Origin of the sequence: Olleya sp. HaHaR_3_96 (assembly GCF_019278545.1) — a bacterium.
Classification (GTDB): Bacteria; Bacteroidota; Bacteroidia; order Flavobacteriales; family Flavobacteriaceae; genus Olleya.
This window is the reverse complement of the sequence record NZ_CP058987.1, coordinates 34,006-50,432: the sequence shown is the minus strand read 5'-3', so window position 1 is coordinate 50,432 and position 16,427 is coordinate 34,006. Positions and strand designations below refer to the sequence as shown.

Here is a 16,427-nt window from a genome sequence, read left to right as displayed (position 1 = left end):
GGTGTGTTGGTGATTTTTGATTTTAGAATGATAAGAGTCGATGCCGTTATTATAAAAGTCTAGAAGAATTAAAGAGGAGTTCTAGATACACTTTTTTTGTACATCAAAATTCAGTTGAACTGATGTACGAGTAAAGTGAGATTGTATTAAGATACGAATGCTATTAGCTTTCCTCTTATTTTAAGAGGAGAATGAATTTTTATTTCACCTTAAAAGAAATAAAAAGAAAGAGGGGTTAAGTGAATTGAAAGATTTATAATTGTTTGTTTGAGTATCTTATTTCTGAAACAAAAAAAACGTCCTATTGATTAAGAATAGGACGTTTTTTGATGTTTAATTTTAGTTAGGCTAAGCTATGACAAGTCATTGCTTTTGGTTGTTCAATGCCCATTAGTTTTAAAATAGTTGGTGCCATATCACCTAAAACACCATCCTTTATCTCTTTTAACTCCTTGTCAATTAAAATAAGTGGGACTGGATTAGTAGTATGTGCTGTATTCGGAGATCCATCAGGATTAATCATGGTTTCGCAATTACCATGGTCAGCGATTAATAGTGTCGTATATCCATGTGCTAAAGCAGTAGTCACGACTTGTTTTACACATTTATCAACCACTTCGCAAGCTTGTATTGCTGCAGACATTGATCCTGTATGACCGACCATATCACCATTTGCAAAATTTAAACAGACAAAATCCGTTGTTTCTTTTTCTAATTCAGGGACTAAAGCATCTGTTAATTCAAACGCAGACATTTCAGGCTTTAAATCGTAAGTAGCGACTTTAGGCGAATTTTTTAAGATGCGACTTTCTCCTTTAAAAGGAGTTTCTTGTCCACCAGAAAAGAAAAAGGTTACGTGAGGATATTTTTCAGTTTCGGCAATTCGTATTTGTGTTTTATTGTTTTTTTCTAGAACCTCACCTAAGGTTTCTGTAATATTATCTTTATCAAACACGACATGAATTCCTGTAAAGGCATCACCATAATTGGTCATGGTCACATAGTACAAGTTTAATTTATGCATGTTTTGTTCGTGATGATCATTTTGATATAGGGCATCGGTTAACTCACGTCCACGGTCTGTTCTGAAGTTAAAAAAGATAACAACGTCGTCTTCTTTAATGGTTGTTAAGGGAAGCCCTTCAGCATTTGATTTTATGATTGGCTTTATAAATTCGTCTGTAATATCAGCATCATAATGGTTTTGCACACTTTGTGGTAAATCATTAGATAATTCGCCTGTACCATTAACTAAGGCGTCGTATGCTAATTTAATACGTTCCCAACGGTTATCACGATCCATTGCATAGTAACGACCGGTTAAACTAGCTAGTTTTGTGTTTTTATTTTTAGTAAATGTTTCTAAATCTTGAACAAATCCTTTTCCAGATTTTGGATCGACATCACGACCATCTGTAAAAGCATGGATATAAGCATTTTCTACACCAGAAGCTTCAGTAGCATCAATTAATCCTTTCAAGTGATTAATGTGAGAATGGACACCGCCATCACTTAATAATCCTAAAAAATGAATATTTTTATTATTCGCTTTAGCATATTTAAAAGCGTCTTGTAATACGTGTTCTTTTGCAAGTGTATTGTTATCAATAGCTAGGTTGATTTTAGCTAAATCTTGATAGACAATGCGTCCTGCACCTAAGTTCATGTGTCCAACTTCACTATTACCCATTTGACCTTCTGGTAAGCCAACGTGTAACCCATCTGTACGAAGCTGTGCATTTGGATAATTGTGGTATAAACTATCTATAAAAGGTGTGTTAGCATTATCTATTGCAGAGACCTTTGGATCAGGAGATTTTCCCCAGCCATCTAAAATCATTAAGATTACTTTTTTGTTCATTTTATTAGATTTTGTATATACAAATATAAAAACTAAAGTCCTGCAATTGCAGGACTTTAAGGTTTGTTTACGATAACGTTTTAGTTTGCCGAGTATTTTTTAATCGACTTTCTGATTTCTTCGATACGGTTGTCTGGGTCCGGATGTGTACTTTGAAATTCTGGTTGTCTGTTTGGTCCTGCTGCGCGTTTTAAAATCTCCATGACTTTAATCATTTCCTCTGGGTTATAACCTGCGCGAAGCATAAATCTAACGCCTAAATCATCGCTTTCTAACTCGTCATCACGACCATTAGTCAATAGTTTTGTCATTCCGTATTGTTGTATAAAACCTCCAGCATCGGCACCTACAGATCCGGCTGTAGATAAGCCTTGCCAAAGCTCTGAATTAGCAATACGTTCTGCACTATGTTTTCCTAAAACGTGACCAATTTCGTGTCCTAAAACACCTGCTAATTGATCTTCGTTTTCTAACTGAGAATATAACGCGTAAGTAATAAATATTTGACCTCCGGGTAAGGCAAAAGCATTAATGGTATTAGGATCTGCTAGTAAGTGGAATTCATATTTATATGGTGTTTCTTTAGCAATACTGCTATTAACTAGTTTGTTACCTACATTATCGACTAATGCTTGGTGTTTTTCGTTTGGATACAAACCGCCATGTTGGGCAGCCATTTGATCACGACTTTGTAGACCCATTTGGATTTCTTGATCCGTAGTCATGGATATCGCTTGTCTTTTACCTGTATAGGGGTTTACTTCTTGTTGACTGCAGTATTTAAAGCCAAAAAAAGCAGCTATACATAAACCGATTAGTAGTCGTCCTTTTAAATTTCCTCTCATTATAGTTAAAATTGTGTACTCTTACAATTTACAAAAGTTCTGGGTTAATATCTAAAATATTTTGGTTGATGTATTGATTTATAAATGGTTCTGAAAAAGAATCGCTTCCAGATAAAGCTTCTTTTTTTAATATTTCAGAGATGTTTAATGTTTTGTAGGCTTTTAAATATTCAGAGGATAATGCTTTGTAACTAAAATGCCAAGGTTCGTATTTAAACCCTTTACGGTTTGCATTATCTGTATACACTAAATAGAAACCATATTTGGCAGCGTTAGCGTCCGTCCATTCTTTAAGTTTGCAGTAAGGTCCATTAGCGTGAAAGTTTTTAGGTAACAAAACATTTTTTGGTTGCTTGACATTAGTTTGGTAAATATCAATGTCCGTTCCCCAATGGTGTCTAGAGGTTCCTGGGATTGTAGAGTATTCTATAATTTTTTTGATGTTTGCCATGTCAGATAAGCCTTTGGCTTTATTGCTTTTAAACTTGCGTTCCCAAATGCGTTTTTGGTGAGCAAAACCTCTGTAACTTGATACTGCGCCAATGCTAATACCATCTTTTAAGGCTGCAGCTTGCATTTTTTTGAATGCGGTATTTGCTTCCGCTCTAAGATTGTATCCATTACCAAATAGTTTTGGTGTTCCTTTTCCTATTAATTCGTCATTAGAAATAGACGATTGATAAAACGCGAATTGTGGTAGTGTAGCAAATGTGATACACGCTATTATCAGATATTTGTAGAAGTGTTGTTTTTTCATTTTAGTGATTTGTGCATTAGATAATGTGGTCCTACTTCTGGGATATCAAAGACTTCTCCAATAGTTGTAAAACCGTTATTTTTATAAAAATTTAATGCAATAATACGAGCATTAAACCATAAGCGATCAATATTTTTAGTTTTTAAATAGTCTATACCATGGGTTAATAAGTGTTTCCCAAAATGTAAACCTTGATAGTTTTCTAAAACCCCCATTGCTCTTAATCTATATTGTATTGGGTCTTTAAATAAAGGGGATTGCTCTGCAACAAAAGAGCAGACACCTACTAGTTTAGTATTTGTAAATAACCCAAAATGATAAGTGTTATCTAAGTTGTCTTGTGGGAATATACAGGCTTCAACAGGTTTGCCTTTACGCAAGACTTCTTGTCGTACAGGTATCGTTTCTAATCCTGTAATGGGTTTGATAGAAAAGGGTAGAGACTCTTTTGAATATAAATTGTCGGACATCATCGTGTTAAATCTATAATTTGTAATAATGTTATGTTTCAAAATTAACTAATTTTGTTGAAAATAATACCAATGTCTTTCAGCTTTAAAATAATCGAAAAAGAAAATATTAATAGCATTATTCCTTTGGTGCAAAAATTAACGAATAATAAAAATTCGGATACGATTTTAAAAGAACGTTTTGCTGAAATGGTGGAACAAAATTATGAATGTGCAGGGGTTTATGACGGCGACGCATTAATTGGGATTTCTGGTATGTGGTTCCAAACGAGACATTATGCAGGGAAAAGTATGGAAGTAGACCATGTTTATATTGAGGATTCCTATCAAGGTAAAGGTTTAGGTAAGCAATTTTTTAAGTGGCTTTATAGTTACGCTGCTAGTAAAGGGTGTAATAGTTCTGAATTAAATACTTATGTTCAAAATTACCCTTCACATAAGTTTTATTATAACGAAGGGTATGAAATTTTTGGGTATCACTTTTATAAAACTTTGTAAAGTTTAGTACGTAAGATAAATCCAACCTGAATAACTTTTGTTTTCTTCTGTTAGTTGCAATACATAAAAATAAGTACCAACTGGTAGTTTTTCACCTTGTGTACCAACGATTTCTTTATTAGCTACGCCATTAAAAGAATTGTCATAATTTTCTGCATCATAAACAATTCTTCCCCATCGGTTAAAAATCTGTAAGTTGTTTTTAAACAGTTCTACACCTTCAATAACAAAGACGTCGTTTAATTGATCACCATTAGGAGTAATTGCGTTGTACACGTTTAAACCATCACTACCTATTAAGGCTCCAAAGGTGATAATTTCGTAATCTTCTGGGGTAAACTCGACAGAGCTAATAGTACCATTGTTTATATCGCCAGTAATTGAAGAGTTACCTAAGTCTAACCATTTGTTCATGGTTTTACTCCAACCTACAACTCTTAAGTTCATTACGTCAGAAACTAAATTATCTATTTGACTTTCTTGATTCCAGGTTAATGTGACATAGGTTGGGTTTTTACCATCAAAATCCCAAAATTCTTCTGTACTAACTTGGTTAATAATACCTTCAAAAAGGGTAGTGTCAAAAGCATTTGTAAAAGTAGAAGGGAAGTTTGGGTCTTCATTAAAGTAGGCCGCACTAAACTTCACCACACTAGGTTGAGCAGGTGTAATTAAAGGTCTAAATTTATCGTCTTGACCAATAGGAAACACAAAAGATTGATCACTATTAACGGAGGTGTATCCATCTACATTTCTTAAATCATCTTCTAGTGCGTATACTGCATTGTTTAAATAGTCTAGAGAGATGTTTGGGTTTAATCTAGGAGTAATAACATCTCCTATTAAATAATCAACCCCGTTTGTTACTTCTGTATTGATTTCTAAAAATAAATGATCATCAACTGTAACTTCAATATCAAAAAAACGAGGTATTTTAGTTCCAGATATTGTTAGTGGGTCAGCGATACTATAAAACCCTGCTAAGCCTAAGTTCTGATTGAAATTTCCATCGTTTTGTAGGTCGGTATGAAACCCCATGGCTCCCTGGTTATGTATTTGAACATTACCAAAATTATGAAAAGCTGTTTGTGATTTTCCACTTTGTGAAAACAGAACAGTAAATATTATTATAATGGCGATTGTCTTATTCATAAGCTGTGTAAATTACTAATATGTTTTCTGTTTTGTTATCTACGTTTATCGTAAACCCGGTGGCATCAAATGAAGTAAAACTCGCAGAGGTTAAGCCTAAATTGTCTCCGTTATTATTTGAGTATCTAACACCTATACAGTGAGAGCTTGAAGCGTATCGAGAAATATCATTAATAGACGAACCGCTACCTCCAACATAAATGACTTGTTGCGTCGTGCCTCTTGCGTAACCAGTCATTCCTCCAAAAGAATTATTAAAGCCATTATTGTTATTGCCAAGACCATTGTCTTCGTCTATATTTTCACTTTCAATATTTGGATAGGCTTGAAACGATACTTGCGAAGGTTGAAAAGGAAGTCCTGTAATTATTTGGCTTCCAGTTGTGGAGATTACAAAGTGACCGATGTATGTTCCTGAAGGGCCTACAGGTCCAGTTGCGCCTTGAGGTCCTACAATACCTACAGTAGTAGTGACATTGTCCTCGTTAGTGTAAGTAACAGTCCCATCTGTGTTATCAACTAATGTTGTAATGGTTTCTACAATATTAGTACTCACGCCAGAAGCATTTTCGTGAGTAGCAATAGTTTTTCCACTAGTAACAACTTGTGTTACTTCCGAATCTAAATCGGTAAGAGGCACGTTAAGTGCTCCACCACCATCTGTAATTGTTAGGTTTGTTCCGTCTGAAGTAAATGCGGTATTGTGTTCATTTGTAGGGTCTGAATCCGCATCATTTCCACTTGCCCATTCTGTTCCGGTGCTCGTTGATGTTAGTACTTGTCCAGGTGTTCCAGGGGAGTCATTTTTATCAAGAACAGCGCCATCTAAATCTAAAGTTTCATTTATAGTTACTGTTGTTGCGCCACTTGTCTCATCAATATTGACAGCTTCTAAACCTCCTACAGCAAGACCTATCTCATCAGCAGCAGGACTATATAATCCTGTGTTTGTGTCGTCAGTAAATCTATATGCCGGTTCTCCTGTATTACCATCCGAGTTAAGGAAGCCTGCAGAACGTATAGCTCCAGTAACTTGTAGCTTATTGTCAGGTGTATTTGTGCCTATACCCATTCTGTTGTTTGTGTTATCCCAAAATAATTGTGTGTTATTTTCTGTGGGATTGCCATCTGCTCCAGCAAAAAATACTGATCCTTGTGTCCCTGTGTGTACTATTGAACTTAGATCAACAGCATTCGCTGTTCCATTTTCATCTAAATATTCTAGTTGATTAGAGGTCGTGTTGAATGCTAATGTTGTTACGGTTTCTAGGTTGTCCACAAGGTCTGTAAGATTTAATGCGGTTAGCATACCATTTTCATCAGTATAGTCAATGTTTGTGTCATCAGTATTTAATGCAATAGTTGTAGTTGTTTCGTCATAAATAGTAATTGTGCCATCTTCTGAGGTGTAGGTAAAAGTCCCGTTTGTGTTATTAACTAAGGTGGTAACAGTTTCTAAGTTTTCCACGATATTTGTTAAATCTAATGGAGTTGTAACTCCGTCCTCATCTGTGTAATTAATATTGGTATTATCGGTATCGAGTGCAATGGTTGTTAGAGTTTCTAATTGAGAAATATCTATAGTTATTGGATTTCCATCGTTATTATTAAAAGTATAAGTTCCATCTAAGTTTGCCGTAAGTGTCGCTTTTGATACTGAATCAATAGTGCCGTCCGGTTTTTGTAAACTAAAAGAACCATCTCCATTGTCGACTAAACCAATGGCGTCAATATAAGATTTTGGGGTTGCATCTGAAGCTCCTGTTGGAGTGCCTAGACTTGTAATAGTATTTGAACTCATGTCTAAATTACCAACCATAGTATCTCCAGTGACGTTAACATATCTTGGGTCGTAAAGTGCAGCGTTAAAAGGATCGATAGCAATCCAGTCCATAGTGTCTGCATCATATATATAGGTGTTTCCAACTTGAGCAGGGTCAGGAGCATCACTATTTACTACGTATATATCTCCTTCTTGAGGTGTTCCATTTATTTCATTTGGTCCAATCTGCCCTGTTGATGTAGTTGGTCCGGTATAAACATTTCCAATGGGTATATTAATGTTTCCATCAGCATCAGGACTGATTAAATTGACAGTTGCAACACGAGTACCATAGACCCAATCTGTGCCGTTCCAATATATTTCATCGTTTGTGTTTGTTCCATTGGCAAACATTGGTAATGTAATTTGGTCAGTTAAGTTGACTAAATTCCCAGTCGTTCCTGGAGTAGATAATTGAAGTTCTGTTCCATTTAGAAACAAATCTTGTAGTTCATTTGCTGAGTCGTTATCATTATCAATTACTGAAATTACCACAGGTGCTCCATCTTCATTTAAATAAGTGTAAGTTAGATCGCCATTATTTGTTATGGTTGTTAATGTTTCTAAATTTGAAGCATCGATTATTGTTGGATTACCGTCTTCATCGGTATATGTTAATGTTCCGTCGTTATTATCAACGATAGTGGTTAGTGCTTCTAGGTTGGCGATGATTGCTGTAAGATTAAGATTAGTTACGATACCATCTTCGTCTTTATAATCGATACTTGCGTTATCGGTATTAAGAGCAATCGTTGTTAATGTTTCTAAGTTTGCAACATCAAGAGTTGTGGCATCGCCGTCTTCATCGGTATATGTTAATGTTCCGTTGTTATTATCAACGATAGTGGTTAATGTTTCTAGATTTGCGATGACTGCTGCAAGATTAAGATTGGTTACTAAGCCATCTTCGTCTTTATAATCGATACTCGCGTTATCGGTATTAAGAGCAATCGTTGTTAATGTTTCTAAGTTTGCAACATCAAGAGTTGTGGCATCGCCGTCTTCATCGGTATATGTTAATGTTCCGTCGTTATTATCAACGATAGTAGTTAGTGCTTCTAGGTTGGCGATGATTGCTGTAAGATTAAGATTGGTTACTAAGCCATCTTCATCTTTATAATCAATACTCGCGTTATCGGTATTAAGAGCAATAGTTGTTAATGTTTCCAGGTTGGCAATATCTAAAGTTGTCGCAACACCATCTTCATCGGTATATGTTAATGTTCCGTCGTTATTATCAACGATAGTTGTTAGTGCTTCTAGGTTGGCGATGATTGCTGTAAGATTAAGGTTTGTTACGATGCCATCTTCATCTGTGTAATCGATACTCGCGTTATCGGTATTAAGAGCAATAGTTGTTAATGTTTCTAGGTTGGCAATATCTAAAGTTGTCGCAACACCATCTTCATCGGTATATGTTAATGTTCCGTCGTTATTATCAACGATAGTTGTTAGTGCTTCTAGGTTGGCGATGATTGCTGTAAGATTAAGGTTTGTTACGATGCCATCTTCGTCTTTATAATCGATACTCGCGTTATCGGTATTGAGAGCAATCGTTGTTAGCGTTTCTAAGTTTGCAACATCAAGAGTTGTCGCAACACCATCTTCATCGGTATATGTTAATGTTCCGTTGTTATTATCAACGATAGTTGTTAGTGCTTCTAGGTTGGCGATGATTGCTGTAAGATTAAGATTAGTTACGATACCATCTTCATCTGCGTAATCGATACTCGCGTTATCGGTATTAAGAGCAATCGTTGTTAGCGTTTCTAAGTTTGCAACATTAAGAGTTGTCGCAACACCATCTTCATCGGTATATGTTAATGTTCCGTCGTTATTATCAACGATAGTAGTTAGTGCTTCTAGGTTTGCGATGACTGTTGCAAGATTAAGATTGGTGACCACGCCATCTTCATCTGTATAATCGATACTCGCGTTATCGGTATTAAGAGCAATCGTTGTTAATGTTTCTAGGTTGGCAATATCTAAAGTTGTCGCAACACCATCTTCATCGGTATATGTTAATGTTCCATCATTATTATCAACGATAGTAGTTAGTGCTTCTAGGTTTGCGATGACTGTTGCAAGATTAAGATTGGTGACTACGCCATCTTCATCTGTATAATCGATACTCGCGTTATCGGTATTAAGAGCAATCGTTGTTAGCGTTTCTAGGTTTGCAATATCTAAAGTTGTCGCAACACCGTCTTCATCGGTATATGTTAATGTTCCGTCGTTATTATCAACGATAGTAGTTATTGCTTCTAAGTTGGCGATGATTGCTGCAAGATTTAGATTAGTTACGATGCCATCTTCGTCCGTATAATCAATACTAGTATTATCGGTATTAAGCGCTATGGTTGTTAGCGTTTCTAAATCAGCAACATCTAAAGTTGTGGCAACACCGTCTTCATTAGTATATGTTAATGTTCCGTTGTTATTATCAACGATGGTGGTTATTGCTTCTAGATTATCAACGATTGCTGCAAGATTAAGGTTTGTTACGATGCCATCTTCGTCCGTGTAATCGATACTCGCGTTATCGGTATTAAGCACAATGGCTGTTAATGTTTCGGCACTGTTTGTATCAACGATCGTAATAGTGCCGTCTTCTGAGGTATAAGTAAATGTGCCATCCGTGTTATTTAAAAGCGTAGTAACAGTTTCTAACGCAGAAACATCCAGTGTTATTGGTGTCCCGTTGCCGTTATCAAAAGTATAGGTCCCGTCACCATTATCAATCAGGGCAGATTTATTAATAATTGTAATAGCACCATCTTCACTGACATAACTAATAGAGCCATCATTATTATCCACAAGAGCTGTGATCGTTTCATTTGCCATAACATCAACACAAAGACTTGTCCAAGAGTTGTTGTTAAACTGAAATAAACAATGGAAGTCTGTGTTATAGACTATTGCTCCGTTCAGAGGAGTAATAGTATTCATTTCGGAATCAGATAGTCTTGTTACGACTAATGCTTTGTCCGAGCTTTCTAATTCTAAGATTGAATTTTGATCTATAGTTTGAGGGTTGTTACCTATTTTTACTTGGGCAAATAAATTTGAGGAAAGTAAAAGAATTAGGACTAGTAAAAACTTTTTCATTATTTGGGATTTTAATACTAAAATAAGGAAGATTTCTTGTTTTTTTAACAAATCAGTTCTGTTTATTAGGTATCTATCGACGAACGGTAAAATAAAGCTGTTTAAAAACATTAAAATTTTTAATAAAAAATAGTTGTTATTTGAGAATAAGTAGTATCTTTGCCATCGGAAATGCGAGAGTAGCTCAGTTGGTAGAGCGTCAGCCTTCCAAGCTGAATGTCGCCAGTTCGAACCTGGTCTCTCGCTCTAAAAGCTTCATCATAACGATGAAGCTTTTTTTGTGGAATAATATGAAGTAGTATTTATGTATGTTTTCAAGTAGTTAATCCCGTGAGGAGTTGTGGAATGACAGTATTGTAGATTTATTATAGTCATTTTTACACTTTTAGTTTGTTATTTCAACTCATTTAAAAATGTGCCAGTTTCTATTTCATAAGGTTCTGTGTCGTATTCAAAAACTCGAGCGTGCAATGCACCTTTAAGTTGTATTGATTGTCCTTTAACTTCTAACCAGCTCCCTTCGCGTAATCCAACTACAGGTTGTGTGTTAAATTGATGAAACTCTTTAATTCTAGTTTCTCTAGTTTCTCCCATGTGTGTGCTATTATTATCTGGATCTAAATAATGAGGGTTGATATTAAAAGGGATAAATCCTAATGTTTTAAAACTTGGAGGGTATACAATTGGCATATCGTTGGTTGTGCGGATATTTAATCCACAGATGTTGCTCCCTGCGCTAGTTCCTAAGTATGGCGTTCCGTTATTAATGGCTGCTTGTAAGGGTGCTAATAATTGGTGTTTGTATAATGCGCTGACTAAAACAAAGGTGTTTCCGCCTCCTGTAAATATCCCTTTTGCATTTGCTATAGCTTCAGCAGGGTTTTTAAAGGTGTGTAAGCCTGTTACGTTTATATTGATTTTGGCAAAAGCTTCTGATGCTTTTTGTGTGTAATCGTCGTGAGAAATGCCGCTAGGTCGTGCATACGGAATAAAAATAATGTCTTTTATATCTTTAAAATGAATTTTTAAAGCGTCTAGTAAATAGTCCAAGTATGCTCCAGAATGTAGGGTGGAAGTACTTGCGATTAATAATTGTTTCATAAGTATAGTTTTTGTAAATTTAGTTATTAGAAGCTTTTAACAAAAGATTATAGAGGCTTTACATTGAAATTAAGACTAAAAGTTTTTAATTTACCTAAAATCAACCAACATGAAATCATATCTTATTGCCTTTTTATTATTAACTTTTAGTTTTACTTCTGCTCAAGACTCTACTCGAGTTGAGGTAAAGGGGAAAATTATTATCGACTCTCCAGATCTTGAAGGGATAACAATTTACAACTCGTCTTCCAATAAAGGAACTGTAACGGACGAAAAAGGAGAATTTACTATAAGTGCAATGTTGAATGATAAAATTAGTGTGTCAGCACTTCAGTTTAAGGATTTTAATGTGGTTGTAGCAAAGGAAGTTATTGATTCTAAGCAAATGAATGTGTACTTGGTAGAACAAGTTAATAAGCTAGATGAGGTTGTTATTTTGCCTTACAATTTGACTGGGTTTTTAAAAGAAGACGTTACAAACGTAGAAACGTATAATCCTGACATGGATGCTATTTACTTTGGAGTTAACGATATTAGTTTTTACGAGTTTGCAGATGACGAATATAGTAAAGTTGAAAACTTGGCTGCCATGAGTCAAAACGAAAGAATAAGATACCAGGCAGATGGTATGGCTATTTTAGGGGGGTTAGTTGGGTTGTTATTTAAGAAAAAAGATAAGAGTAAACGCGATAATACTGTATCTACAGAACAGGAATTTACAACATTAGGAGATATTTATAATCATGATTATTATACTATAAACTTTAAAGTGCCCGAGGATCAAGTAGAGGCTTTTATAGCTTATGTTCAAGTTAACGATTTTGATGTTAATCTACTAAAAAAGGGTAAAGAAATGCAGTTAATAGAACATCTTAATGCGCAAAGTCAAGAATTTTTAAAAGCAACTGTTGAAAAAGAATAAATTATTTTTAAACGTAATTATTCTATGTGTTTTTCATTATGCTCAGGCTCAGAAAATTGAGTTGTCAGGGACTATCTTAGGAGATGAAGATGTTGAAGGGATACATGTGTTAAACAAGACTTCATTGACTAGTGCAACATCAAATAGTGATGGTGTATTCTCTATTTCAGCTAAACTAAACGATACTGTTATTTTTTCTGCCGTTCAATATAAAACTTTATTTAAGGTTGTAAGTGAAGAAAATATAACTTCAAAAGCATTACAAGTTACATTGGAGACTTTTGTTAACGAGTTGGACGAAGTGTTTTTAGTACAGCCTTTGTCCGGAAACTTAATAGATGATGTTTCTAATTCAGAAGCAAAACCTGTAATCAATTTTTATAACGTCGGTATTCCTGGTTATATAGGCAAGCAAAAAACACAATCTGAGAGACGTTTATTTGAGGCAACTACTGGAGGTGGATTTATACCTTTAAATCCAATTCTAAATGCAATTTCTGGAAGGACTAAAAAGTTGAAGGAAATGATTCAGCTAGAAAATGATGACGCGTTGTTGGCAAGGTTAAAAAACGATTTATCTATCGATTTTTTTGATGCTAATCCTTTAGAGCAAAAGTATCATGTAGAGTTCTTTTATTTTGTTCAAGAAGATCCTGATTTTAGGAAGGCATGTTCTAAAAGCAACTTAGAGGCTTTTACTTTTTTTAAAAAGAAATTAGAACAGTACAATCAAAATTTAAAGGCTAAAGAATAAAATAGTATTTGGAATACTTTTTGTAACTAATCTATTAAGTTTGTAATTATAATATCATATCATGAAAGCATTTAAATATCTGTTGTTTCTTAGTCTTTTTTCGTTGTTTGCCTTTAATTCGGTACATAAATATTATGTAAGTATAACGCAGATCGAATATGCTAAGGATAAGCAATCGGTGCAAATTATATCTAGAATATTTGTTGACGATTTTGAGAAATTACTTCGTAAACGGTATGATGAAAAGATAACTTTAAATGATGGTCAAGATGAAGCTGTAATTGATAGTTATATTAAAAAGTATCTTTCACAAAAAATAATGATCAATATTAATGGAGAGCCAGAAGCTTTATCTTTTATCGGAAAAGAGTATGATGAGGACATTATGCGTTGTTATCTAGAAATAGAAAATGTGTCTTCAATCAAAAGTTTTGAAATACAAAATAAAGTCTTATTCGATATTTTTGATGATCAAAAAAATATTGTGAGAAATAATATAAATGGTAAAAACAAAACTTTTGTTTTAATCCCAGAGAAAGATAAAGGTTTGTTAAACTTTTAATAAACGATGTAGTCAACGTTAATTTTTGTTAAATTGACGACCTTAAAGTAACAACCACTCACAAATGAAAAAATTAAAGTATCTATTTCTTTCGGCACTTTTCGTGTCTGTAAGTGCCTTTGCGCAAGACCAAAAGGAAGACCAGAAAGAACGTCAACCAGGTCACACAAATAACAACAAGTTTAAGCAGTTGTATGAAGAGTTTTCAACGCCTAATATGTATAGAGCAGCTTCAGGTGCTCCAGGTGCAGCTTATTACCAGCAGCAAGCGGATTACAAAATGGACTTACAGCTTGATGATGTTAATGCAAAATTATCAGGTTACGAAACCATTACGTATACTAACAATTCTCCAGATAATTTAAGTTATTTATGGGTTCAGTTAGATCAAAACATGCGTGCTAAAGATTCTAAGACACCATTAATCAGTGATGATGCTTCGCAACCAGCAACTACACCAGGTAGTTTTACAAATAGTTATTTGACAGAAGCTTTTGATGGAGGATTTAATATTCAAGAAGTAAAAGACAGTAAAGGTCGTGCATTACCACATATGATTAATCGTACGATGATGCGTGTTGAAATGCCAACAGCTTTAAAGTCGGGAGATTCATTTTCATTTTCAATCAAATGGTGGTATAACATTAATGACCACGTAAATGGTAGAGGGCGTTCAGGTTATGAGTATTTTCCTGAAGATGATAATAGAGCTTATGTTATTGCACAATTCTACCCAAGAATGGCAGTGTATAATGATGTGGAAGGCTGGCAAAATTCTCAGTTCTGGGGGCGTGATGAGTTTGCATTACCTTTCGGGAATTTTGAAGTAAATATTACCGTTCCTGAAGATCATATTTTAGATGGAACAGGGAAATTGACGAATAGAAAAGAGGTCTTTTCAAAAGACATGATGAAGCGTTACGAGCAAGCAAAAACATCTTATGACGAGCCTGTTGTTATTGTAACACAAGACGAAGCTATTGCTAAGTTAAGTACAAAAGCAACAAAGACTAAAACATGGAAGTTATATGCAGAAAATGTACGTGACTTTGGTTTTGCCACGTCAAGACGATATATCTGGGACATGATGAGTGTTAAGATTGGTGGTAAAGATGTAATGGCTGTATCTTTATATGGTAAAGAAGGAAATCCATTATGGGAACAATGGTCAACTAAAGCAGTAGCAAGTACTTTAAAGTCTTACTCTCGTATGACTTTTGATTATCCTTATCATAAAGCAATATCAGTTCATGCTAAAGAGCAAGGGATGGAATATCCAATGATTTGTTGGAATTATGGTCGTCCAGATAAAGATGGAAACTATAGTGATAGAACTAAGTTTGGAATGATGTCTGTAATTATTCATGAAGTAGGACATAACTTTTTTCCTATGATTGTAAATAGTGACGAACGTCAATGGACTTGGATGGATGAAGGATTAAATACATTTGTACAATACGTAGCAGAACAAGATTTTGGTAAATGGTATCCTGCGGCATTATCTGAAGGGCAAACGGCCTATCCATCACGTCGTGGACCTGCAGCAAATATTGTAAGATATATGGGAGGAGATCAAGATTATATTGCTCCTATTATGACTAAAGGATTAAATACGTACCAATTTGGTAATAACGCTTATAGTAAGCCCGGAACAGCGCTTAATATTTTACGTGAAACAGTAATGGGGCATGAGTTGTTTGACTATGCTTTTAGAGAATACGCACAACGTTGGATGTTTAAGCACCCTACACCAGAAGATTTCTTCCGAACAATGGAAGATGCATCAGCAGTTGATTTAGATTGGTATTGGAGAGGTTGGTTTTACACAACAGATTATGTTGATATCGGAGTTAAAGATGTAAAAAAGTATTATGTGTCTAATGAGCCTAATGCGGAAATTAAGAAAATTGCAGAACAAAGAGGAATGAAGTTAAGCGATTTGCCGCCTTTAGTCTTTTTTGTAGAAGAAGGAGGTGAAGATTTTGACGATAAATTAAAAGGGAAAACAGCTTTAGAGAACTCTGCAACATTAAATGAATATGTTATGGATAACTTTACAGCAGAAGAACGTGCAAAAATAAAAGAACCTAAATTCTTTTATAAAGTGACTTTCGAAAAGCCAGGTGGGTTAGTGATGCCAATTATTGTTGAGTATACGTATTCAGATGGAACATCAAAAACAGAAACGTATCCAGCACAAATTTGGAGACTTAATGATAAAGAAATAAGTAAGACTTTAGCAACCGAAAAAGAGATTGTTAATATTACTGTAGATCCTAAATTAGAAACTGCAGATGTTGATACTTCTAACAACTCATGGCCAAGAGAAATGAAAGCTAGCGAGTTTGATAACTTTAAAGAGAAAAACAAAAACTAAGTAGTCGTTTTTAAATATTAAAAAGCCCTTAAAGCGTAAGTTTTAAGGGCTTTTTGTTTTAGGCTTATTTTGATAGTGTTGTTTTGTATTACAAGTAGTAAAACTTATAGTTTACTATAGAGAAGTATAAAGACAATGGATTTGAGGTTTTAGGATTGTTAAGAGGTGTAGTTGCATTGGTGTGGAGTTAAAATAGTA

12 protein-coding genes and 1 tRNA gene are annotated in these 16,427 nt (G+C 34.7%); 6 read left to right on the top strand and 7 right to left on the bottom strand.

Annotated features, from left to right (window positions below; genetic code table 11):
* Positions 1-343: 343 nt before the first annotated feature.
* The 4 genes from gpmI to H0I26_RS00195 form a co-directional block, all read right to left on the bottom strand.
* Entirely contained in the window at positions 344-1,861 is a 1,518-nt protein-coding gene (gene gpmI / locus H0I26_RS00210) for a 2,3-bisphosphoglycerate-independent phosphoglycerate mutase (protein WP_218700512.1), read from the bottom strand.
* A gap of 80 nt (positions 1,862-1,941) precedes the next feature.
* Positions 1,942-2,709 (bottom strand): M48 family metalloprotease, encoded by a 768-nt coding sequence (locus tag H0I26_RS00205; RefSeq protein WP_218701999.1) that lies wholly within the window; start codon positions 2,707-2,709, stop codon positions 1,942-1,944.
* A gap of 25 nt (positions 2,710-2,734) precedes the next feature.
* A complete protein-coding gene (locus H0I26_RS00200) occupies positions 2,735-3,463 on the bottom strand; it encodes a M15 family metallopeptidase (RefSeq protein ID WP_218700511.1) in 729 nt (242 codons plus the stop codon).
* Positions 3,460-3,975 (bottom strand): GNAT family N-acetyltransferase, encoded by a 516-nt coding sequence (locus H0I26_RS00195; RefSeq protein ID WP_256935218.1) that lies wholly within the window; start codon positions 3,973-3,975, stop codon positions 3,460-3,462. Before H0I26_RS00195 ends, H0I26_RS00200 begins: the two co-directional genes overlap by 4 nt.
* A 30-nt stretch (positions 3,976-4,005) precedes the next feature.
* On the opposite strand from H0I26_RS00195, the gene H0I26_RS00190 reads away from it, so the two are divergent.
* A complete protein-coding gene (locus H0I26_RS00190) occupies positions 4,006-4,431 on the top strand; it encodes a GNAT family N-acetyltransferase (protein ID WP_218700510.1) in 426 nt (141 codons plus the stop codon).
* A gap of 3 nt (positions 4,432-4,434) precedes the next feature.
* Here the strand turns inward: H0I26_RS00190 and H0I26_RS00185 are convergent, their stop codons facing one another.
* Together H0I26_RS00185 and H0I26_RS00180 are read right to left on the bottom strand one after the other, a co-directional pair.
* A complete protein-coding gene (locus H0I26_RS00185) occupies positions 4,435-5,583 on the bottom strand; it encodes a gliding motility-associated C-terminal domain-containing protein (protein ID WP_218700509.1) in 1,149 nt (382 codons plus the stop codon).
* Positions 5,576-10,513: a beta strand repeat-containing protein gene (locus H0I26_RS00180; RefSeq protein WP_218700508.1), complete on the bottom strand. Its 4,938-nt coding sequence runs from the start codon at positions 10,511-10,513 to the stop codon at positions 5,576-5,578. The genes H0I26_RS00185 and H0I26_RS00180 overlap by 8 nt, the downstream gene beginning before the upstream one ends.
* A 173-nt stretch (positions 10,514-10,686) precedes the next feature.
* On the opposite strand from H0I26_RS00180, the gene H0I26_RS00175 reads away from it, so the two are divergent.
* Positions 10,687-10,759 (top strand) — tRNA-Gly (locus H0I26_RS00175).
* Between the two features lie 147 nt (positions 10,760-10,906).
* Here the strand turns inward: H0I26_RS00175 and pepE are convergent.
* A complete protein-coding gene (gene pepE / locus H0I26_RS00170; RefSeq protein WP_218700507.1) occupies positions 10,907-11,614 on the bottom strand; it encodes a dipeptidase PepE in 708 nt (235 codons plus the stop codon).
* Between the two features lie 109 nt (positions 11,615-11,723).
* On the opposite strand from pepE, the gene H0I26_RS00165 reads away from it, so the two are divergent.
* From H0I26_RS00165 to H0I26_RS00150, 4 genes are all read left to right on the top strand, one after another.
* Positions 11,724-12,536 (top strand): carboxypeptidase-like regulatory domain-containing protein, encoded by an 813-nt coding sequence (locus H0I26_RS00165; protein WP_218700506.1) that lies wholly within the window; start codon positions 11,724-11,726, stop codon positions 12,534-12,536.
* The gene (locus H0I26_RS00160) at positions 12,523-13,290 is read left to right on the top strand and encodes a carboxypeptidase-like regulatory domain-containing protein (RefSeq protein WP_218700505.1); all 768 of its coding nucleotides are present in this window, start codon (positions 12,523-12,525) and stop codon (positions 13,288-13,290) included. Before H0I26_RS00165 ends, H0I26_RS00160 begins: the two co-directional genes overlap by 14 nt.
* Positions 13,291-13,351: 61 nt before the next feature.
* Complete coding sequence (locus H0I26_RS00155; protein ID WP_218700504.1) at positions 13,352-13,852, top strand: DUF6702 family protein; 501 nt, start codon at positions 13,352-13,354, stop codon at positions 13,850-13,852.
* A 64-nt stretch (positions 13,853-13,916) separates the two neighbouring features.
* Positions 13,917-16,229 carry a M1 family metallopeptidase gene (locus tag H0I26_RS00150; protein ID WP_218700503.1) on the top strand — a complete coding sequence of 771 codons (2,313 nt, stop codon included), beginning with the start codon at positions 13,917-13,919 and terminating at the stop codon, positions 16,227-16,229.
* Positions 16,230-16,427 lie beyond the last annotated feature (198 nt).

What these genes read in the sequence shown, in the direction of transcription:
- H0I26_RS00150 (WP_218700503.1), top strand. Translation starts at nt 13,917, where the DNA reads ATGAAAAAATTAAAGTATCTATTTCTTTCGGCACTTTTCGTGTCTGTA.
- pepE (WP_218700507.1), bottom strand. Translation starts at nt 11,614, where the DNA reads ATGAAACAATTATTAATCGCAAGTACTTCCACCCTACATTCTGGAGCA.
- H0I26_RS00190 (WP_218700510.1), top strand. Translation starts at nt 4,006, where the DNA reads ATGTCTTTCAGCTTTAAAATAATCGAAAAAGAAAATATTAATAGCATT.
- H0I26_RS00155 (WP_218700504.1), top strand. Translation starts at nt 13,352, where the DNA reads ATGAAAGCATTTAAATATCTGTTGTTTCTTAGTCTTTTTTCGTTGTTT.
- gpmI (WP_218700512.1), bottom strand. Translation starts at nt 1,861, where the DNA reads ATGAACAAAAAAGTAATCTTAATGATTTTAGATGGCTGGGGAAAATCT.
- H0I26_RS00200 (WP_218700511.1), bottom strand. Translation starts at nt 3,463, where the DNA reads ATGAAAAAACAACACTTCTACAAATATCTGATAATAGCGTGTATCACA.
- H0I26_RS00185 (WP_218700509.1), bottom strand. Translation starts at nt 5,583, where the DNA reads ATGAATAAGACAATCGCCATTATAATAATATTTACTGTTCTGTTTTCA.
- H0I26_RS00180 (WP_218700508.1), bottom strand. Translation starts at nt 10,513, where the DNA reads ATGAAAAAGTTTTTACTAGTCCTAATTCTTTTACTTTCCTCAAATTTA.
- H0I26_RS00165 (WP_218700506.1), top strand. Translation starts at nt 11,724, where the DNA reads ATGAAATCATATCTTATTGCCTTTTTATTATTAACTTTTAGTTTTACT.